General features: G+C 52.9%; 20 protein-coding genes. All 20 read right to left on the bottom strand.

What is annotated here, in order from left to right:
* Positions 1–29 precede the first annotated feature (29 nt).
* Positions 30–644: a lytic transglycosylase domain-containing protein gene (locus tag BM322_RS00335; RefSeq protein WP_082334258.1), complete on the bottom strand. Its 615-nt coding sequence runs from the start codon at positions 642–644 to the stop codon at positions 30–32.
* Positions 625–1,233, bottom strand: coding sequence for a dephospho-CoA kinase (coaE, locus tag BM322_RS13635; RefSeq protein WP_075427927.1), 609 nt, complete (start codon positions 1,231–1,233; stop codon positions 625–627). Before coaE ends, BM322_RS00335 begins: the two co-directional genes overlap by 20 nt.
* 23 nt (positions 1,234–1,256) lie before the next feature.
* Positions 1,257–2,084 (bottom strand): bifunctional DNA-formamidopyrimidine glycosylase/DNA-(apurinic or apyrimidinic site) lyase, encoded by an 828-nt coding sequence (mutM, locus tag BM322_RS13630; RefSeq protein WP_075427926.1) that lies wholly within the window; start codon positions 2,082–2,084, stop codon positions 1,257–1,259.
* A 1-nt stretch (position 2,085) separates the two neighbouring features.
* Positions 2,086–4,701, bottom strand: a complete 2,616-nt coding sequence (polA, locus tag BM322_RS00320) for a DNA polymerase I (RefSeq protein WP_143102136.1) — start codon at positions 4,699–4,701, stop codon at positions 2,086–2,088.
* 68 nt (positions 4,702–4,769) lie between these two features.
* Positions 4,770–6,017 carry a L,D-transpeptidase gene (locus BM322_RS00315; protein ID WP_082334256.1) on the bottom strand — a complete coding sequence of 416 codons (1,248 nt, stop codon included), beginning with the start codon at positions 6,015–6,017 and terminating at the stop codon, positions 4,770–4,772.
* 139 nt (positions 6,018–6,156) lie between these two features.
* Positions 6,157–8,220, bottom strand: coding sequence for an elongation factor G (gene fusA, locus BM322_RS00310; RefSeq protein WP_075427925.1), 2,064 nt, complete (start codon positions 8,218–8,220; stop codon positions 6,157–6,159).
* A 135-nt stretch (positions 8,221–8,355) separates the two neighbouring features.
* A complete protein-coding gene (ndk, locus tag BM322_RS00305; RefSeq protein WP_075427924.1) occupies positions 8,356–8,793 on the bottom strand; it encodes a nucleoside-diphosphate kinase in 438 nt (145 codons plus the stop codon).
* Positions 8,794–8,828: 35 nt separating this feature from the next.
* Entirely contained in the window at positions 8,829–9,347 is a 519-nt protein-coding gene (locus BM322_RS00300) for a gamma carbonic anhydrase family protein (RefSeq protein ID WP_075427923.1), read from the bottom strand.
* Positions 9,348–9,445: 98 nt separating this feature from the next.
* Complete coding sequence (locus tag BM322_RS00295) at positions 9,446–10,687, bottom strand: HD domain-containing protein (protein WP_075427922.1); 1,242 nt, start codon at positions 10,685–10,687, stop codon at positions 9,446–9,448.
* A 70-nt stretch (positions 10,688–10,757) separates the two neighbouring features.
* Complete coding sequence (gene thrB, locus BM322_RS00290; protein WP_075427921.1) at positions 10,758–11,690, bottom strand: homoserine kinase; 933 nt, start codon at positions 11,688–11,690, stop codon at positions 10,758–10,760.
* Positions 11,690–12,988, bottom strand: a complete 1,299-nt coding sequence (locus tag BM322_RS00285) for a homoserine dehydrogenase (protein WP_075427920.1) — start codon at positions 12,986–12,988, stop codon at positions 11,690–11,692. The genes thrB and BM322_RS00285 overlap by 1 nt, the downstream gene beginning before the upstream one ends.
* A 21-nt stretch (positions 12,989–13,009) precedes the next feature.
* Positions 13,010–13,456, bottom strand: a complete 447-nt coding sequence (locus BM322_RS00280) for an ACT domain-containing protein (protein WP_033170805.1) — start codon at positions 13,454–13,456, stop codon at positions 13,010–13,012.
* Positions 13,457–13,597: 141 nt separating this feature from the next.
* A complete protein-coding gene (gene plsY, locus BM322_RS00275; protein WP_075427919.1) occupies positions 13,598–14,194 on the bottom strand; it encodes a glycerol-3-phosphate 1-O-acyltransferase PlsY in 597 nt (198 codons plus the stop codon).
* Positions 14,194–15,525 (bottom strand): ribosome biogenesis GTPase Der, encoded by a 1,332-nt coding sequence (gene der, locus BM322_RS00270; protein ID WP_075427918.1) that lies wholly within the window; start codon positions 15,523–15,525, stop codon positions 14,194–14,196. Before der ends, plsY begins: the two co-directional genes overlap by 1 nt.
* A 37-nt stretch (positions 15,526–15,562) precedes the next feature.
* The gene (locus BM322_RS00265) at positions 15,563–16,957 is read right to left on the bottom strand and encodes a DUF512 domain-containing protein (protein WP_075427917.1); all 1,395 of its coding nucleotides are present in this window, start codon (positions 16,955–16,957) and stop codon (positions 15,563–15,565) included.
* Positions 16,958–17,089: 132 nt separating this feature from the next.
* On the bottom strand, positions 17,090–18,139 hold the full coding sequence (gene rpsA, locus BM322_RS00260) for a 30S ribosomal protein S1 (RefSeq protein ID WP_318254508.1): 1,050 nt from the start codon (positions 18,137–18,139) through the stop codon (positions 17,090–17,092).
* Between the two features lie 2 nt (positions 18,140–18,141).
* Positions 18,142–18,969, bottom strand: coding sequence for a 4-hydroxy-3-methylbut-2-enyl diphosphate reductase (gene ispH, locus BM322_RS00255; RefSeq protein WP_075427915.1), 828 nt, complete (start codon positions 18,967–18,969; stop codon positions 18,142–18,144).
* 115 nt (positions 18,970–19,084) lie between these two features.
* Positions 19,085–19,681 carry a 1-acyl-sn-glycerol-3-phosphate acyltransferase gene (locus BM322_RS00250; protein ID WP_075427914.1) on the bottom strand — a complete coding sequence of 199 codons (597 nt, stop codon included), beginning with the start codon at positions 19,679–19,681 and terminating at the stop codon, positions 19,085–19,087.
* A gap of 9 nt (positions 19,682–19,690) precedes the next feature.
* Complete coding sequence (gene cmk / locus BM322_RS00245) at positions 19,691–20,347, bottom strand: (d)CMP kinase (RefSeq protein WP_177220787.1); 657 nt, start codon at positions 20,345–20,347, stop codon at positions 19,691–19,693.
* A gap of 41 nt (positions 20,348–20,388) precedes the next feature.
* On the bottom strand, positions 20,389–21,687 hold the full coding sequence (gene aroA / locus BM322_RS00240) for a 3-phosphoshikimate 1-carboxyvinyltransferase (protein WP_075427912.1): 1,299 nt from the start codon (positions 21,685–21,687) through the stop codon (positions 20,389–20,391).
* Position 21,688 lies beyond the last annotated feature (1 nt).

Below are 21,688 nucleotides of genomic sequence, written 5' to 3'. Positions count from 1 at the left end.
TTGCCAAACTCCCTCAAATTGCACATCTATTATTCGGGATAAAGCTCCCGGTATTTCTTCTGGTCTGCCAAAACCTGACGGACATATTCGCGCGTCTCCTTGAACGGAATCGCCTCGATGTCGGCAAAATCATAGGACCAGTCATTTTCCTTCATCCATTCCTGCACATTGCCACGCCCGGCGTTATACGCCGCCAGTGCCAGCACATCGTTGCCATGGAATTCCTTCTGCAGCGTGGCCAGATACCAGGTACCATAACGGATATTGCGATCAGGCTCGTGGAGAGCCTCCTCGGAATAGCCCGTATCACCCAGCTGCGTCGATATCCACTTAGCCGTATCGGGCATGATCTGCATGAGCCCGATTGCCCCGCGATGGGAATGCACATCGCGCTTGAATTTGCTCTCCTTCTTGATGACCGCAGCCGCCAAATTGCTGTCCACCCGATACATGGACGCATACTTCATCACAGTATCATGGTAGGGATACACATAGAAATAGCTGCGCTGCACCGGTTCAAACTGCAGGATCAGATAGGCACTGAGGCTCATCACCAGTATGAACAATGCGACGCAAAAGCAGGCAACCATGCGGCGATGCTGCATCTGCCTGCTTTGCCGGACCCTATTGTGAAAATCCGTCATGCGTCCACTCCTTCCATAAGCGGTCAACCTGCCGCAGGGTCGCCGGCAAGTCACCATTATTGTCAATCAAGCGGTCTGCCCGCCGCCGTTTTTCCTCAAGAGGCATCTGCGCGGCCATGCGCGCACGTGCCGCCTGCTCGTCATAGCCATCACGCTGCATCAGCCGCTTGAGCTGCACCATTTCACTGACATCGACAAGACAGTTTTCTTCTGTCATTTTATCCCATCCTGCCTCAAAGAGCAATGGAACATCCAACACGATAAGCGGCACCTCACGTTGTTTTTCTACAGCGAGCTGTCGCTCGATTTCCGCCTGGATCAGCGGATGCGCCGCCTTGTCCAGCCATTCTTTTTCGGCCGGATCCGCAAAGACGATCTTGCCGATGGCCGCCCGATCCAGGCTGCCATCGCTCTGCAATATCCCATCACCGAAATGACTGCGATACGCACAATAGATACTGCCCCCCGGCTCTGCCAGCGCATGAGCAATCGCATCAGCATCGAGAACGGCTGCGCCCTTTTCACGCAGGTACTGCGAGACGGTGCTCTTGCCACTGGCAATGCCTCCCGTCAGCCCTATTACCTTCATATACTTCCCATCCCTTTTATCCCTTAGGACCGCTGACAGTGCGGGCAAAAATGGGTCCCCCTCCCGCCAACGGTTATCTTCTCAATCTCCGTGCCACATTTGTGACATGGTTCTCCCTTGCGATTGTAGACATACAGCTGTTCCTGATGGCTGCCCTGCTTGCCCTCGCCGTTCTTATAGTCACGGAAGGTCGTACCGCCGTCGCGTATACCGGCAGCAATGACTTCATTGACGGACTCATGCAGCTTTTGGCATTCTGCCGCTGACAAGCTGCCCACAGGCCGCAGCGGATGGATGCCCGCTAGGAACAATGCCTCATCGGCATAGATATTGCCGATGCCGCCGATATATTTCTGATTGAGCAGGAACGACTTGACCGCCGTCCGGCGGCCCTTGGCCGTCTGCTGGATATATGCTGGCGTAAAGTCCTCGGTAAGCGGCTCTGGCCCCATTTCAAAAAGGCCATGTATGCGCCAGCGCTCGCCTGGGGATAACGCATAGAGCGTCCCCAGCGTGCGGGTATCGCCATAGACCAGCAGGCCGCCGCCATCCAGATGAAAAAGCAGCCGGGCATAGCTGTCGTGATTTACGCCATCCGGCTCATAGACTAGCCTTCCCGTCATGCGCAGATGGAAGACAAGCTCACTGCCGTTATCAAGCACCAGCAGCAGATACTTGCCCCGGCGGTTCATGCCAGCAATCCTGCGGCCAATCGCCATGGCCCGATAGCCTTCGGGCTCCGGCCACTTGATCTGGCGTGATAACAATATGTCAATTCCCATGATGCGCTGACCGGTCAATTCCTTGTCCAGATAGCGGCGGATAATCTCCACCTCAGGCATTTCCGGCATCTTATTTCGCCTCCGCCCAGTCTTTACCGCTATGGATATCGATAATAAGCGGCACCGAAAGTTCAACGATGTGTTCCATCGACTCTTTGAGGATGGCACTGACCTGCTCAAGTTCCGTCTGAGTCGTCTCGAGCACGAGCTCATCGTGCACCTGCAGCAACATGCGGCTCTTGACACCCGCTGCCTGCAGCCGCTTGTAGGCATCAATCATCGCCAGCTTGATGATGTCAGCAGCCGTACCCTGGATTGGCGTATTCATGGCCATGCGTTCAGCCAGCGAACGCTGCATGAAGTTGCGGCTCTTGATGGCTGGCAATTCACGGCGGCGGCCATACAGGGTCTTGACGCCCCCCGTCTCATGGGCCTCAGCTACCGTATCATCGAGAAACTTCTTGACGCCAGGATAACGCGCAAAATAATTCTTGATATACTCAGCCGCCTCTTTCTTCGGGATATGCAGGTCGCGCGACAGCCCATAGTCACTGATACCGTAGACAATACCAAAGTTTACCGCCTTGGCCTTGCGGCGAAGATCCGGCGTGACCTCCGCAAAGGGCACCGCGAAGACTTCAGCAGCCGTGCGCGCATGGATGTCCTGATTCTGGCAGAAGGCATCGACAAAACTTGCGTCCCCCGACATATGGGCCAGCAGCCGCAGCTCGATCTGCGAGTAATCCGCCGAAAGCAGGCAGTCATAGCCCTCGCCTGGTTCAAATAGCGCGCGGATTGTCTTCCCCTCTTCCGTGCGAACCGGGATGTTCTGCAGGTTCGGGTCCGAACTCGACAGTCGTCCCGTCGCCGTGACCGTCTGATTGAAACTCGTATGGACACGGCCCGACTCCGGATGGATGAGCTCGCCGATGCCATCAAGATACGTCGATTTCAATTTCGTCCACATGCGGTAGGCCAGGATCTGCTCGACGATAGGATGCTGGAACCTTAGCGACTCCAATACCTCCGCATTCGTGGAATATCCCGTCTTCGTTTTCTTGGTGGCCGGCAGCCCCAAGCGCTCAAACAAGACCTCGCCAAGCTGCTTGGGCGAATTGATATTGAATTCCGTCCCGGCCAGCGTATAGATATCCTGCTGGATTTCCTCGATCTTGGCTCCGACCTCAGCTGCCTTACGCTCCAGATGGTCACGATTCACATAGACGCCATTCTGTTCCATGGCCGCGAGCACCTCAACCAGCGGCAACTCAATCGTTTCATATAACGACTTCATGCCCAGCGACTCCAGCTCAGCCATCAGCTTATCCTGCAGCTGCGCGAGCAGTCTTGCCTCCCAGACTGCCTGCTCGATTTTATCGGCAAACTGCTCGGGAACGCTCTGCTCCGGGAAATACTGATGGGAAAGATTCGCCAGCTCGTATTTTGAAAGCTCAGGCTGCAAAAGATATGCCGCCAGCTTGACATCAAAATAATGATTGGCGGGCTTAAGTCCCGCATGGTAATAGCGCTTGAGTTCAAACACCGTCACAGGCTTTGACTCCATCGCTGCCAAAAGCTGCACAAAAGATTTTGAGTCTGCCGTTACAAAACCGGCTTCGCCGCCTGGCGATGTCACTACAGCTACACCATCAAGCTGCTCAAAGGGCGCCTTACCGGAGAACATGCCGCTTACGGCCAGCTTTTCCGCCTTGGCAAGATAAGCCGCAGCCTCGTCCTGCTCCCAACGGCGATATGACAAGTCAACCGTGACCGTCTCAGGAATGTCCATCCCCGCAAACAGGCCATCGCCCTCTGCCCCGTAGATTTTCGTGAAGTTTTTCCAGACTGCCTTGAGCTCGTAACGATCACAGAACTGTTTCATCCGCGCATGATCTGGCGTGATGGCATAGCTATCCATCTGCAGCACGATACCTGGCACCTGCAGTTCGATCGTAGCCAGTTCCTTCGACAGGATGGCCTGCTCACGATTCTCGGTCAGGCGCTCCTTGAGCTTTTTGCCCGAAATTTCCTCGATATGTTCCAAGACATTCTCAAGCGTCCCATATTCGACGAGCAGTTTCGTCGCCGTCTTGGGGCCTACCCCCGGAACGCCTGGAATATTATCGGAAGTATCGCCCATAAGTCCCTTGAGATCAATCATGCGAATCGGTTCAAATCCGTATTCCTCGGTAAAGACCGCTTCATCGTAGGCCTTGAGTTCCGATATGCCCTTCTTCGTCAACATGACGCGCAGGTTCGGTCGCACGAGCTGCAAGGCATCCTTATCCCCGGTCACGACCATGACATCATGACCAGCCGCCGCAGCTTTCGTTGCCAGCGTACCGATGATATCATCGGCCTCGTAGCGCTCCTTTTCGATGAATGAAATGCCAAAAGCTGCTGCAAATTCATGCAGCAGCGGGATTTGGGCGAGGAGCTCTTCCGGTGTCTTATCACGCGTTCCCTTGTACTCAGCGTAACGCTCCGTACGGAACGTCTTTTTTCCCTTATCAAAGGCGATGACCAAAGCATCAGGATTCAGCTCTCCCAGAAGCTTCGTCAACATATTGGAAAAACCGAATATCGCATTGGTCGGCTCGCCCTGGGAATCCGTTAGCGGTGGCAGCGCATAAAACGCACGATACATAAGGCTGCTGCCATCCAAAATCACAAAACGCTGGCTCAACAGGATTCCTCCTCTATATTGTTCAATTAAATAATGTACCAAAAAATCATCAACCATCCGAATGCTGGTTACTTCGTGGCCTCCTGATAGATTTCTGTCAACGACTTCTTACTGGCGCTGCCATCGGTGAGCACAGGCTTTTCTTCTTTCTGCTCTGCCTTGCCTTCTGCTTTCTTCTCTTCAGCAACTGGCAGCTTGTTTTCCGTGACCTCAGCGCTTACGGCAGCAAGCGTGAAGTGCTTGTCCTTATCAATACCGCCAGCCAGGTGGAATAACGTACGGACATCTTTATCCTTGCAATAAAGCACATCACGTTTATCAAAGCCCTCGGCTTTGCCAAACGTGCTTACCAGCGTATTAGCCTCCGGCAGCCAGCCGAGATTGACCTTGACGGCATCAGCCAAATCAATCGCCGGCAGATACGTGACGCCATCCTGCTCTACAGCATTGTTCTTCAAACGCTTGCCATTCACATAGAGCGGATAAACCTTACCTACATAGGTAGGATTGCCATCTGACTCTGCAATCTTCCTGTCGATTTCCTCATCGCTGACAAAGTTGCCTACGCCATAGCCAGCCAGCCATTTATGTACCTCTTCTGTAGATACTTTCTGCCAGCCATATGCATCCGGGTAGATGTAATATACTACCGTATCATCAGCCGGTGCCTTTTCCACAACGACGCGGTTGTAGGTAATCTCAATCGGCGTACCAAGACTTACGAGGCTGTAAAGCTCCTCTACATCCTTTTCAAACATGCGCATGCAGCCATGGGAGGCATAGGTGCCGATGGAGCTCGGATTATTCGTACCGTGGATGCCAATGTTGCCCTGCACGCCAATCCAGCGATATCCCAGCGGGCACTCGGGGCCCGTCGGGATAGACACACCGGTCTCAGGATCCGTCCAGGTCGGGTTGACTTCCTTCTCACGTACTTTATAGTAGCCCGTCGGCGTCGGCGTTGATGCTTTGCCTGGCGCAATCGGATACAAACGCACTTTTTCCGCACCGCGGTACAAAGCCAAGGAACGCGCTGCCAGATTGATGGATATCTTCAGCGGCTCTTCCTTCTTCTGTACCTGTGCCGGTTCCTCGCCTGTCGTCTTGGCTGGTTCAGCAGCAGCCTGTGCGGCGGTTGCCGTCGTCGCCTCAGGCGCCTCCTTCTGCTGTGCTGCCTGCGCCTGCTCAGCAGGAGCCTTTGCCGTTACTGCTACCGGCTGCTCAGCCTGTACTTTATTGACCCCAGCAGCCGAAACGCCTGCTGTCCCCGTTATCATCATCGCGCCAAGCATACCAGCGCATACTTTTTCCCACATAATACACTATCTCTTTTCTTACTTTATTTTCTGCTCATACAGCAGTAAGTACTTTATTAGCTTAACATCTTTACCCACCGTTTGCAAGTAAAAAGGGTCTTTCCGCGAATCGGAAAAACCCTTGCAAATGACAACCTGTTCAGTGTTCCTGCGCCTCAGCAATTATGTCGGCAGCCGCTTTTTCCGGTACCGGCTCATAGCGGGCAAACTCCAGCTGGTAAGAGCCACGCCCCTGCGTCAGCGAGCGCAGATCTGTCGCGAACTTATAGAGCTCAGCCAGCGGAATCAGCGCCTGGATCTCGCTCATATCACGCTCCTTGCTGTCAACGCCGAGCACATGGGCACGCTTGCTGTTGAGACGGCCCATGACATCGCCGAGATAATACTCAGGTGTCAGCACCTTGATGGTTTCAATCGGCTCCAGCAGGATTGGCTTTGCCTCCATGACTCCCTTGCGGATGGCCAGAGCTGCTGCCGTCTTGAAGGCCGCCTCTGAGGAATCGACAGGATGATAGGACCCATCATAGAGATTGACCTTGACATCGACAACCGGATAGCCAGCCAGCACGCCCTGAGCCAGCGTCTCAGCCGTTCCCTTTTCCACAGCTGGTATATACTGTTTTGGCACGCTGCCGCCGAAGATTGTCTCGGTAAACTCATTGCCCGAACCGGCCTCACGTGGGCCGATTTCCAGCCAGACATCGCCGAACTGGCCATGTCCGCCACTCTGTTTCTTATGGCGTCCCTGTACCTTGACGCTCTGACGGATAGTCTCACGATACGGTACCCGTGGTTTCGACAATTCGATTTCTGCACCAAATTTTCGCTGGAGCTTTTCGGCCATGATCTCAAGATGAACCTCGCCTACTCCGCGTACCAATGTCTCACCAGTCTCCTTGTTCTTCGTCACCAGCAATGTCGGATCTTCATCCTGCTGCTTGGCCAGTGCGCCAAATACCTTGTCCTCTTCACCTTTCTTATGTGCTGAGGCAGCCATTTCCAGCATGGCCTCAGGATATGCGATTGGCTCATACTGGATAGCATCGCTCTTATCACAGAGCGTATCGCCAGTCTTTACCTGCTGCAGCTTTGTCGTCACGACAATGTCGCCAGCGGCCACCTGGTTCAGATTATGCTGGGCCTTGCCCTGTAGCGTGAACAGCGTTCCAATGCGCTCTTCATTCTCCTTGTTCGGATGATAATACGATGCATCGCCGCGCATATCGCCTGACAAGATGCGGATATAGCTCTGGCGGCCCACAAACGGATCGACAATGGTCTTGAACACCTGGGCCGAGAAGGCATCCTCCGTATGACGTTCCTTGAGTTCCCCGCTAACAGGATCCAGGCCTATCGATACCTTGAAGTACGGTGTCGGCATATACTCGACAATGCCGTTCATGAGTTTGCGCATGCCGATGTTCTGCTTAGCTGAGCCGCAGAATACAGGGAAGATCTTGCCTGCCTGGATACCTTCAATCAAGGCAGCGGCAATCTCCACCTCAGTGATATCTGCCCCTTCGATATATTTCTCCAGCAATTCATCGTTAAACTCTGAAATCGCCTCAATCATCTTCTGCCGTGCCTGCTCGACCTCTGCCGTCATATACTCAGGCACATCATCTTTGATGACCTCTTTATCATGCGTGACAATCTTCATATGCAGCGAGAGCAGGTCAACGACGCCCTGGAACGCCGCCTCTTTGCCGATGGGCAACTGGACAGGGACGACGCCATCGCCAAAACGGACCCGCAGCTCTTCCACGACACCGTCAAAGTCAGCATGCTCGCGATCCATCTTATTGATGAAGAATGCCCTTGGCAATTCATTCTCTTCTGCATAATACCAAGCGTTTTCTGTCCCGGATTTAATGCCCGATGATGCTGAGATGACAATCAAGGCACTATCAGCTGCTGCCATAGCATCCTTGACTTCCCCGACGAAATCGGGATACCCCGGCGTGTCAATGAAATTGAGCTTGAAGTCCCGCCATTCGCAGGCCGCCAGTTTCAGGTTGATCGTCATGCCACGTTTTGTCTCTTCGGGCTCATAATCAAGAGCGCTCGTGTTATCCTCAACACTTCCGAGACGCTTTACGGCTTCCGTGTTGAACAGGCAAGCATCCAGCAGGCTCGTCTTGCCCGTTTTCCCATGCCCCACGACAGCAACATTGCGGATATTGGTACTTTTATAGTTCTTCATTGACATTCCCTCCTATTATTATGATATTATCTGTATTCTCCGAAAATTTATAATATCCTGCTTTAATTGCTATTTTTTTGTATACAATAAAAGAACTCCAAACTATAGCCTGGAGTTCTTGCTTATAAGCAAATATTATTCCTTTGCGTGATACTCGCCATCAAGGATTTCCGTCTCATTGAAGAAGATGTGGATCTCACGGTTGGCATTTTCGACGCTGTCCGATGCATGGACTGCATTGCGGCTGCCGCTGGCAGCAAACTGCTTGCGGATTGTCCCCTCTTCAGCCTCGGCCGGATTGGTCTTACCATGCAGCTTGCGCACGCGAGCAATGGCATCCTCGCCTTCGAGCACCAAAGCAATCAATGGTGCCGACGTCATGAAGCTCACAAGATCCTCATAATAGGGACGGCCGATATGCTCTTCGTAGTGAATGGAGGCCAGACGCTCATCCATCTTCAAGAGTTTCATCGCTACGATGCGGAACCCTTCCTGCTCATAGCGCTTGATGATATCCCCGCTGTAATGTTTGCTGAACGCATCTGGTTTGATGAGTACGAGTGTTTTTTCCATTAAAACAAATCCCCTTGCCTAAATATTAAAATCAATCAAAGCAATTCTGCCTTGTAATTTTCTGCTACCTTGCGATAATCGAGTGCCGAGTCATGCAGCGCCTCCATCTCGTCTTCACGCAATGCACGGATAATCTGTGCCGGATTGCCATAGACGAGCGAATTGTTTGGTATCTTCTTGTGCTGGGTAATCAAGGTTCCCGCACCGATCACGACATTGTCGCCAATCTCCGTGTAACCGAGAATGATCGATCCCATGCCAATCAGGCAGTTATTGCCAATCTTGCGGGCATGGACGATTGCATTATGACCAATGGTAACCTCCTCGCCAATCTCCGTCGGAACATTTGCCATGACGTGAATCACGGCATTGTCCTGAACATTGGTGTTCTTACCGATGCGTATAGGCTGGAAATCCCCGCGAACCACCGCATTGAACCAGATACTTGCCCCTTCGCCGATTTCAACATCACCGACCACTGTGGCTGATGGTGCCAAAAATACACTGGAATCAATCTTTGGTGCAACCGATTTATACGGAATGATGCAGCTCATGAGCTATCGCCTCCCCATAATCTCCCTATCGCCTGGCGCCATATGTTATACGCCATTTATTATCTTAATTATAGCGACTTTTTGAAAATTTGGCAACATCAATCGGCGCAATCCGAATCAATCACGATATTTCGATAAAGAAGGACCTGTTGGTTCCGTATCCACTCCCCCACCCTGGGGCCTGTAATTTCCGCTGGGCAATCCTTGCCACGTATCGCCTTCAGCTGACAGACAATCTGCTCTGCCTTCTCCAAATAATGCGGCAGGCTGTGATGGTCGGCACGAATCACGGCCTTGAACTCCGCCCAAGTAAGGCAGCTCTTTTCCACCGCCAAGAGCAAATCGACAATCTTGGCCGGCTTGGTAAGCCGTGGGGCACGCATATGTTGGGCAATGATGAACAAACCGCCCTGCAGCCAGTCTCTCGGCAGTGTCATGCGCGCATTCCAAGCTTTCAGCACCTCAAGCCCGCGCTTTTCATGACCATAGTGATGCGGCTCCATCGCTTTTGGCGTCAGCCCCTTGCCTAAGTCATGGACAAGGCCGACAAAGCGCGCCAAGACCGAATCCGTCGCTTCAGCTACCGTATCAAGCACCAGCATAGTATGCTCAAAGGCATCACCTTCGGGATGAAAAGCTGCTGGCTGTGTCTTGCCAATCAGCGCCGCAAGCTCTGGAAACGTCACAGGCAAAAGCCCCGCCTGTGCCAGGCAGCGGAAATAACGTGATGGTTTCGGCGTCTGTAAAGCCCGGCGCAATTCAGCCAGCAAACGCTCCGCCGGTTCTGCCTGCAATTCATCGCGGCATGCACGCATCAAATCATAGGTTTCCTCGCTGATCGTAAAATCAAATTCAGCAGCCTGCCGCGCAGCGCGCAGTGCCCGCACCGGATCTTCGCAAAAATGCGCCGACACTGCCCGGATGCGCCGCTGATGGACATCATCGATGCCGCCATAAAGATCGATGATATTTCCCTGTGGCAATTCCATCGCCAGACTGTTCATTGTCGTGTCACGGCGATAAAGATCTTCCTCGACAGTCACCGACGAATCATAGTCGACGGCAAAACCGCAATAACCGCTGCCGGTCTTCTTTTCCTTGCGGGCAAAGGCGACCTCGGAATTTACACCATCAATTTCCACGAGATAGACCGGAAAGGATTTGCCTACCTTCACTGCCTCCGGCAGCAGCTCGGTAAAGGTTTCTTCGGTAATGCCCGTCACCATATAATCCTTGTCATGTGGCTCCACACCGCGCACATAGTCCCGCACCCAGCCGCCTACGAGAAACACCCGCGCTCCGGCCCCCTTAAGCCGCTGTGCAAATTCAACTTCCTTCATAACCATCCTCATATCTTTTCTCATATCGGCAAAAAAACCTTCCCCATAGGGAAGGCTGCTTGCATTGCTTTTATTTTACGATATGTGCACCGCGCGTATCAAGATCCATGATGAGTACCTTCGCATTGACCTCATGCTTGCGGAAGGCCTCCTGCATTGCTGCACCAACCGCCTCTTCACAGTGACGCCGCTCCAAGGCGTAGGCAATAAGGCACGGGCCTGCACCGCTGAGATTCGCTCCAAGTGCCCCCGCCTTGCGAGCGGCCTCAAATACATCATACATGCCCGGAATCAGCTTGGCACGATACGGCTGATGCAAAGCATCATCAAACACATTGCGCAGGAACTTATCATTGCCCTTGCAAAGTGCAGCTACGAGCATCGCTGCCCGGCCAATATTGTTGACTGCATCTTCCATCGGTACATGTATCGGCAGCACTGCACGCGCTTTGCGCGTCGACAGCGGGAAGTCCGGCACCGCCACGATTAGCTTCATGCGGAACTTCGGCAGGAATGAGAAACACTCCACCTTACCCTTCGTCACCGTGCTGACCGTGAATCCACCGAACAGCGCCGGTGCAACATTGTCCGGATGTCCCTCGATATCCGTGGCAAACTGCAGCAGTTCACGGCGATTGAAACGGTTATTGATCAGCACATTGGCCGCTTTGAGCCCGGCAACGATTGCCGTGGCACTGCTGCCCAGGCCACGCGAGAGCGGCACCTGATTATCCATATGAATCATAGCACCTGGATATTCATCGGCAAGGCCAGCCTTGCGCAACAGATACTGCACGGAACGCCAGACGATATTGCGGCCATCACAGGGAATATTCATGGCTCCTTCGCCGCTTATCGTGATTTTTACACCTGGTTCCTTCTTGAGCGTGAGTTCCAAGTCATTATAGACCGTGCAGGCCAGCCCAATCGAATCGAAACCCGGCCCGCAATTGGCACTTGTGCCCGGAACGCGGATCTTTATCGTACGATCTGCAAAAGACATCAAACCTGCTCCTTTTCTACGCGAATGACATTACGGATCTCATCGACTACTGGCATACCCTTAAGCTCTTCCAAGGCTTTCTGGATACTTGCATGACGGACCGTATGCGTGATGGCCACGATCTCAGCATGGTCGACGATATTGCGCTGCGTCTGGATGACAGACTTAAGGCTGACACCAGCATCGCCGAATGCCGTAGCAATAAGGCCCAAGACACCAGACTTGTCATCGACAAGCAAGCGCACATAGTAGGAAGACTCCGTATCATCCAGCGGGCAAAGTGTTTTCTGCTCATAGCAGGTGCAACGGACACGGCCGAAGGTCTTGTTCACGATATCACGCGAAACATCGATGATATCGGAGACCACCGCCGAAGCCGTCGGTAAGGAACCGGCGCCCTGGCCATAGAACATGGCCTCACCGATAGCATTGCCGCGCACGAAAATCGCATTGAACACGCCATTTACTGCCGCCAGCGGATGTTCCTTAGGCAGGAACACCGGATGAACGCGGACATCAACGCCGTGTTCAGGCGAGTCCTTACCAACAGCCAGCAGTTTCACGACATAGCCAAGATTACGCGCATACTCGATGTCATCAGGGGTAATCTTCGTGATACCTTCAACCGATACGTCTTTGAGCTCCACGCGCGTATTGAAGGCCAGCGATGCCAGGATGGCTGCCTTGCGCGCAGCATCGAGACCATCCACATCAGCCGACGGATTCGCCTCGGCATAGCCCTTGGCCTGTGCCTCCTTGAGCACCTCGTCGTAGTCGCTGCCGCATTCGGTCATCTTCGTGAGCATATAGTTGGTCGTTCCATTGACGATACCCATGATTTCCGTGATCTTATTTGCCGTCAAGCACTGCTTGAGTGGTGTGATGATAGGAATGCCGCCGCCAACACTGGCCTCAAACATGAAGTCAACATCATGCTTCTCAGCCATTGCAAACATTTCTTTGCCGAACTGGGCCACGACATCCTTATTGGCTGTTACGACGCTCTTGCCATGTTCCATTGCCTTGAGCATATACTCCCGGGCAGGCTCCAAACCGCCCATGAGTTCAACGACAATATCAATCTCATCGTCATTGACGATATCCTCAATATTATCTGTAACCTTAAATCCATCAAGCTGCGGACGTTTCTTGGCCGCATTGCGGACCAGGACAGTTTTCAGCTGAATCTGTGCGCCGACGCGCTCGGTAATCTGCCGCCGATTCATCGCCAAGACCTGAATGACACCCGAACCGACAGTACCGGCTCCGAGTAACCCCACACGAATGACTCTTTCCATATCAGCGCACCTCCTTTCAGCTTAAGCCTGTCCCAACACTTCTAAACGTTTCACGCCATCAACCATGCGCAGTTTATCGAGCAATGCCTCGAGATCTACACTGAGGTTGGCCGTCTCGATCGAAACCGTCGCATTGGCAACGCCCTGCAAAGGAATGCCCTGATTGATCGTCATGATGCTGCCCGAATCCGAGGAAATCGTGTTGAGTACACTCGAAAGCACACCCTTCTTATGCTCAAGCAGGAAAGTCAGCGTAACGATCTTGTTCTGGCTGGCTTCATAGAACGGGAAAACATAATCCTTGTACTTGTAATAAGCACTGCGAGAAAGCTCCATCTTTTCAACGGCTTCGTTAATCGTACGAGCATCACCGCGTTTAAGCATCTCTTTGACTTTGATTGTCTTTTTGATAGCCTCTGGAAGGATTTCTTCGCGAACGAGGAAGAATCCGCTCTTTTGATTATTCATATATTGCGCCTCCAATGGATATATTTCTACTGACAAAAGATAGTATACCACAACTCGTGGACGATTGCCAATATATTTTTTACAAATGTCCATCACACTTGTAAAATACGTAAAGTTTTATCTAAAATCTTGCAAAAATTGTCAACGATGTCCAGCCTTGATCTTACTTTCTGTTCCACTCAGAAGACGGCCGATATTCGCATGATGGCGGATAATGATAAAGGCCGCGGCGAGCACGCCAAAGCCGATATACTCTGTCGGATAGTCAAACTGCCAGGCAAGAACCGGTACCAAAGCCGCAGCAACGATCGATCCCAGCGATACATAGCCGCTGACCTTGACGATAACCAGCCAGACCAGAAAGACGATAAGCGCCGGCAGCGGCATCATCATAACGATGACACCGAGCCCCGTCGCTACGCCCTTCCCCCCCTTGAACTTCAAGAATAGCGAGCACGAATGGCCAACGATTGCCAAAACGCCAGCCAGTACCATGGCTAGCGGCGTGCCGACGAGCAGTGAGCCCAGCCAAACGCTGAGTGCGCCCTTCAGGAAGTCAAGCAGAAAGATCAAGAAGCCCGGCCCCTTGCCCAGCGTGCGCCAGGCATTGGTCGCGCCGATATTGTGGCTGCCATGCTCGCGCAGGTCAATGTGCCAGATCAGCTTGCCAAAGACAAGACCGTTCGGAATCGAGCCCAGCAGATACGCAATGAGGCAGGCAATTGCCATATTCTCCATCAATACTCATCCTCCTCATCCCGCGCACGCACGATCAGGCGCAGCGGCGTACCCTCGAAACCGTACATTTCGCGCAGACGGTTCTCGATGAATCGCAGATACGAGAAGTGCATGAGCTCCGGATCGTTGACGAAAATGATAAACTTCGGCGGTTTGACATCGGCCTGAGTCATGAACAGGATCTTCAAGCGACGGCCACGATGCATCGGTGGCGGGTTGATCGATACCGCATCGCGGATGAGTTCGTTGAGAACGCTGGTCTTGATGCGCATCGACTGCTGCTCAGCCACATACTTGACTAGTTCCGTCACACGGCCGACGCGCTGGCCAGTAAGTGCCGAGGCATAGAGGACTGGTGCATACTGCAGGAAACCGATTTCCTCACGCAATTCCTCGGTAAAGCGCAGCGTCGACTTGTCATCCTTGTTCGGATAGATATCCCATTTATTGACGACGATGACAACACCGCGCCCCGATTCATGCGCATAGCCAGCAATCTTCTTGTCCTGCTCCGTGATGCCTTCCGAGGCATCAATCATCATCAAGACGACATCCGCACGGTCAATGGCGCGCAAGGAACGCATGACACTGTAACGCTCAACCGGCTCATCAATCTTGCCGCGACGGCGCATGCCGGCCGTATCGATCAGCATGAACTTCATGCCGTCCTTGACAAAATGCGTGTCGATGGCGTCACGTGTCGTACCAGCCATATCGCTGACGATGACGCGCTCCTCGCCGAGCAGCTGATTGACGATAGAGGACTTGCCCACATTCGGACGGCCAATGACCGCAATGCTGATCTCATCCTCATCCTTGTCCTCAACTTCATGCTCTGGGAATGCGGCCACAATAGCATCGAGCAGATCACCAAGGTTCATGGCATTCGATGCCGACAGAGGAATCGGATCGCCAAGGCCAAGATTGTAGAACTCATAGGCATTCATGGAAAGCTGCGTGCTGTCTATCTTGTTGACGCCAAGGATAACCGGCTTTTTCGTGCTGCGCAGGATCTTGGCTACCTCTTCATCAGCCGTCGTCAACCCCGCACGGCCGTCAACGAGGAACAGGATGACATCGGCCTCCTCCATGGCAATCTGTGCCTGATCGCGCATGGATTTCAAGATATGATTGCTCTCATCAAGCTCGATTCCCCCCGTATCGATCATCGTGAACTCATGGTCGAGCCACTCGGCATCGAGGTAGATGCGGTCACGCGTTACGCCCGGCATATCGTCGACGATGGATACGCGCTTCTTGCCAATCTGATTGAACAAGGTCGACTTGCCAACATTGGGGCGGCCTACAATAGCCACGATTGGTTTGCTCATGTTATTACCTTCTTTCTTATCATAAATGGTTCCGTTATCAGTATTGGATATTTTTCGTATAACCGGCATTGCTCTGCCACGTATAGGCAGTCTCGCCGCTGCGGTCCTTATGGTAGCTCGTCCAGCCCGACAGGGCAGCCCGGAAATCCTTGCCGCCCTGTACCGGCTCAACGCGCGCTGCTGGATAATGGGCCTGCATCTGCTGCAGCGTCACATCATCCAGGAAAACATCTTCCCCCGAGCGAAGTGCTGACTCGGGAATCAGGATGCCCGTACGCTTGCCTGACAGGCTGTCCAATTTACGCATGATATCCTTAGCCGTGAGCAGCCCCGAAACATTTACCGTATGGCCAAAGTGATCGTTTTCCACAGGTACGATGCGCACATGCAGGTTCTCTTTGTCCAGCGATGCGGCCAGCTTTTGCAACATCGGTGCCACCGACGTCCCCGTGACCACATCGAGATAGACTGGCTCATCATATACATCGGGCTGATCTGGAGCTGCTTCCCAGTCGTTGATGAAGTTACGCGTAAGGCCGATGCCATTATCGAGCTGGGGAAAACCATCGTAAAAGTCCGATGGCGGCACGTCGCGGCCAGCCAGCAAGTAGAACTCATCACCAAGATAGATGAACGTACGCCCCTCTTCCTGCTGGATCTTGCGCTGCCATTTCTCCACCTGGTCAATCACGCGGGCCGCCCCCTGCGCATCAAACTGCTCAAGAGGAAATGGATCGGTACGATACTTCGTGATGCCGACTGGCACAATGGCCAACGATTGCGCATGAGGCCGCCGTGCAACAATCTCCCGGATCGTGCGCTCAAGCTCCTCGCCATCATTGAGGCCACTGCAGAGAACGACCTGCGTATGATATTCGGCGCCAGCACGCTCAAGATTGTCGAGCTGCTCAGCAATCCTGGCCGCACCTTTGCAGCGGAGCATCTGGGCACGCAGCTCCGGATTCATGCATTGCACCGAAACATAGAGCGGTGACAGATGGAACTGCTCGATACGCTTGAAATCCGCTGGGCCCATATTCGTCATCGTGACGAAATTCCCATAGAGAAACGAAAGGCGATAGTCGTCATCCTTGATGGACAGGCTGCCACGCATATTCGGTGCAATCATATCGACAAAGCAGAAATAGCAATGATTGGCACAGTTACGGATGCCATCGAAAACAGCTGACTCAAACTCGACACCGAGTTCCTCGTCAAACTCCTTGTCAAAGGAAATCATTTCCTGCTCTCCATCCGCATGTTCAATCAGCAGGTCGATTTCCTCGTCAGCCATGGCAAAGCTCAGGTCGATGATATCTCGAAGCTCCTGCCCGTTGATGGACACGATCTTGTCCCCCGGTACTAGCTCAAGCTCCTCCGCCAGGCTGCCCGGATATATGCGCAGGATTACGCCTGCATGTTGCTTGCTCATACGTCGTCTCTTTCTTTCGGTTCAGTCCCGATATCCTATATCCTTTATCTTTTCTTCCATCAAAAACAAAGGAGTGATGCTATATCATCACTCCTCTGAGTTATTCTATCCAGTTGATATACTGACTAGTGATCAGTCTTTAGCTTTCGTGATGGACAGGGAGATGCGTTTACGCTTCGTGTCGATGCGCAGAACTTTGACCTTGACCTCATCGCCAACATGAACAGCCTCATCAGCGCGCTCAATGCGTTTCTCAGCGAGCTCGCCCATCGGGATCAGGCCATCAAAGCCCGGCTCGATTTCCATGAATGCACCGAAATCCGTCAGTTTGATGACTTTACCTTCGATGATGTCGCCCTCAGCGTATTTCTCAGCATTGTCGAGCCACGGATCACGCATCGTGTCTTTTACAGACAGGGAGATACGTTTTGCTTCCGTATCAACGGACTTAACATAAACGTCGAGTTCCTGACCAACTTCGAGAACATCCGACGGATGTTTTACACGGTGCCAAGCGAGATCGGAGATATGAGCCAGACCATCTACGCCACCAATATCGATGAATGCACCGTAATCAACGATACGTTTAACCGTACCATGAACCGTCGTTCCAGCTTCGAGCGTGGAGAAAATCTCATCTTCCTTAGCAGCACGCTCAACTTCAAGCAGAGCACGGCGGGAAAGGACGAGACGCTGTTTATGAACATCAATCTCGATAATCTCGCACTCAACCGTCTGACCAACATAGACAGACAGATCTTTTACGAAATGGAGCTCCATCTGGGAAGCCGGGATGAAGCCGCGCAGGCCATTGACGGATGCAACGAGGCCGCCCTTGACAACCTGGTTGATCTGAGCCTGTACATGCTCGCCGCTCTCTTTGACAGCTTCCATTTCTTTCCAAGCAACCATGCGGTCAGCTTTTACCTTGGAAAGGATGCCGCCGTTGTCGCCACCGAGGGAAACAACATAAACATCGATTTTATCGCCAACTTTGACAACGTCCTCAGCGGACTCCGGAGCCGGATAAGCAAGCTCGCGCTTCGGAATAGCGATCTCCTGCTTGTATCCGATATCAACATAGGCCTCATCGCGGGAAACCTGGATAACGGTACCTTCAACAACCGTACGCTCCTGGATATCCGGCATCGAGCTCTCTGCCTGTGCTAATAATTCTTCCATATTCATCTGTTCTGACACTTTATATATACCTCCTTGATAATCCAGTCAGGTGTAGAAGCACCCGCTGTAATACCAATTTTTTCAATTTTATCAAACCACTCGTCCTGCAGTTCTGCCGCAGTTTCGATGTGATAAGTTCTGCATTTGTCTGCACAAAGCTGTGCAAGCCGCGTCGTATTGGCGCTGTTCTTGCCACCAATAACCAGCATCATGTCTACCTTCGCAGCCAATTCCATAGCTGCTGCCTGCCGCTGATCCGTCGCTGTACATATCGTGCGCAGTATCCGTATATCGCGGGATTTCTCCAGCAGATGAGATACGATTTCCCGGAACTTTGCGCCCGAGAACGTCGTCTGGCAAACGATTCCCAGCTTCGCACAACTTGGCAGCGCAACAGCCTCTTCCACGGTTTCGATAACCGACGCCTTGGCGGCCGACCACTCAAATATGCTGCGAACCTCCGGATGCTCCTTCTCGCCGACGATGACGACCGAATAGCCCTCATCAACGAGAGATTTGGCAGACAACTGCGCTTTCTTGACATGCGGGCAGGTTGCATCGACCACTTCCAGGCCACGAGCCTCAGCCGCATCATATACCTGCGGGCCGACACCGTGGGAACGGATGATGACAGTACCCTTCTCCATCTCATCCAACGCATTCACTGAGCCTACGCCCTCTTGTTTCAGACGCTCGACCATCTGTGGATTATGGATGATTGGTCCCAATGTACAGGCAGTTCCATCAGCGGAAGCATTTTCCTTGGCAATCGTTATTGCGCGCTTGACGCCATAACAGAATCCAAGATAGTCTGCTAAAATGACTTCCATATATCAACCACCAACATTCATTCATGCGAATTTGATATATTAGCTATCATTTTTCGCAATCTAATGCTTAGTTTATCATATAATGTCTAGACAAGCAAACTATTTTTTTTACAATTTAAAGATTTTTTTCCTTGAGCTCAGCAATCCTGTCCATGATGGATTGGGAAAAGGCTTCAAGCTGGTCCTTGTCCTTGCGATTCCCCGTGAAATGCATCGGCTCGCCATAGATGACCTTGAGTTTCGGGAAATGACCGCCATTGGCAAAGATGCGGTCTGTACCGATGATGGCTGCCGGCACCACCGGTGCCTCCGTCATCGAGGCAATAAGTCCGACACCAGCCTCAGCTTTTTTCATCTTGCCCGTACGACTGCGCGTCCCTTCAGGGAAAAGCCCCAGGCAGCGGCCCTGTTTGAGCACCTGCATGGCAGCCTTGATAGCCCCGCGGTCAGCAGCACCCCGCTTTACGGGAAAGGCATGGCAGGAGCGGATGGCCGCACCAAAGATTGGATTTTCGAACAGCTCGATCTTGGCCATATAGCTGACCGGACGCTTAAGGAAGGTTGCCACAAAGGGCGGATCCCAGTTGCTCATATGATTGGCCGCCAGGATAACGGCGCCATCTTTCGGCATATTCTCACGGCCGATGATCTCAGCGCGAAAGAGGATCTTGAAGAAGGCACCAAAGACAATCTGAAGGATTCCGTATAACATCGGCTCACCTCACTGGCACATTGCAAGGATCCGCGCAACGACCTCATCAATTGAAAGTCCCGTCGTATCCAGCAGTGTTGCATCGTCAGCCTGGACAAGGGGCGAAATCTCCCGCTCACTGTCAGCCTTATCACGGGCAGCGATGTCCTGCTGCAGTTTTTCCAGCGTGATATCATAGCCCTTTTCCTTGAGTTCCTTCCAGCGGCGCTGGGCACGTTCCTCAATCGACGCCGTTAGGAAGATCTTGACATCGGCGTTCGGCAGCACGTTCGTCGCAATATCACGGCCATCCATGAGCACACCGCCGCGGGCTGCCATCTTGCGTTGCAAGTCAACCATCTTGACGCGGACAGGTCCCAGTGCTGCCACCTTGGAAACAATGGCGCTGACTTCCGGCGTGCGGATAGCTGTGCTGACATCGGTGCCATCAACCGTGACCTTCGTCTTGCCATCTGCATACTGCAGATTGACATCGATATCCTTGACGACCGTAAGGATCAGCTCATCCGTGACCTCCTTGTCCTGCTGCAGTGTCTTCCACGCCACTGCACGGTACATCGCACCGGTGTCGATATACGTATAGCCGAGCTGCTTGGCTGCCAGCTGAGCAACCGTGCTCTTGCCCGCACCTGCGGGTCCATCAATGGCAACAACTAAATTCTTCAAAATCAATTCCTCCTATATTTCGGTCAACTGCTGACCGCAAATTACCGCAATTCCTCCAGCGTCTGATAGAACGTCGGATATGAGATGTTGACACATCCGGGCTTTTCGATGGTCACGCCCTGGCCAGCAGCGCCAAGGATTGCCAGCGACATGGCGATGCGATGATCATCATAGGAAAACGCCGTGGCAGACTCGATTTTCTGGCTACCATGGATGATAAGGCCATCCTCCTGCCCTTCAACAGCTCCAGGTGCCAGCTTGTTGAACTGATCCGTGATGGCCTGCAGGCGGTCCGTCTCCTTGACGCGCAGCTCGCCAGCGCCCGTGATGATCGTATCGCCCTCAGCAAACAGCGCCGCCACAGCGATGACAGGAATCTCATCGATAAGACGTGGCATGATCTCAGCACCAAACTCGGTGCCATGCAGTTTGCTGTAACGCACGCGAATGTCGGCTGCCGCCTCACCACCGCTCGTGCGTTCATTTACCAGCTCAATATCTGCGCCCATATCCTTGAGCACATCGAGGATACCCGTGCGCGTCGGATTGACACCGACATTGCGCAGCATGAGATCACTGCCCGGAATGATGACGCCAGCCACCAGCCAGTAAGCCGCCGAGCTGATATCGCCCGGAACTTCGATTTCCTTAGGCGCGCAGAACTCTTTTACCGGATGAATCGTCACCGCCGTTCCATTCTTTTCCGTGTGGACGCCAAAGCCCTCCAGCATGCGCTCCGTATGGTCGCGCGACGTGAAGGGCTCAACGACCGTCGTATCCCCCTCGGCATACATGCCTGCCAGCAGGATAGCTGACTTGACCTGCGCACTTGCCACCGGACTGTTATATGTCATGCCTTTGAGCTTGCCTTCGACCGGCACGATCGTAATCGGCAGTTTCTGGTTCTGCTGGCGGCCAAAGATCTCAGCCCCCATCTGGGACAAGGGCTTTATGACACGTCCCATCGGCCGTTTGTGCAGCGAAGCATCGCCCGTGAACGTCGTGAGGAAAGGCTGTGGAGCAAGAATGCCCATCATCAGACGCAGGGTCGTCCCCGAATTGCCGGCATCGATGATCGTGTCCGGCTCCTTGAGACCATGCAGGCCATTGCCAGTTACGATAAGTTCCGTATCGCTCAGGAATTCCACCTTCGCCCCCAGTGCCTGCATGCAGGCAGCCGTCGACATGCAGTCCTGGGCATGCAGGAAATTCGTGATATGAACTGGTGTGCTGCCTAGTGCTGAGAACATCACACTGCGATGCGATATGGATTTATCGCCTGGGATCTGAATCTCGCCTTTGAGTCCACCTACTGCTTTTGCTATCGTTTTCGTATTCATT

It is taken from the genome of Selenomonas sp. GACV-9, from assembly GCA_900116485.1.
Classification (GTDB): Bacteria; Bacillota; Negativicutes; order Selenomonadales; family Selenomonadaceae; genus Selenomonas_A; species Selenomonas_A ruminantium_G.
This window is presented reverse-complemented; position numbering and strand designations above follow the sequence as displayed.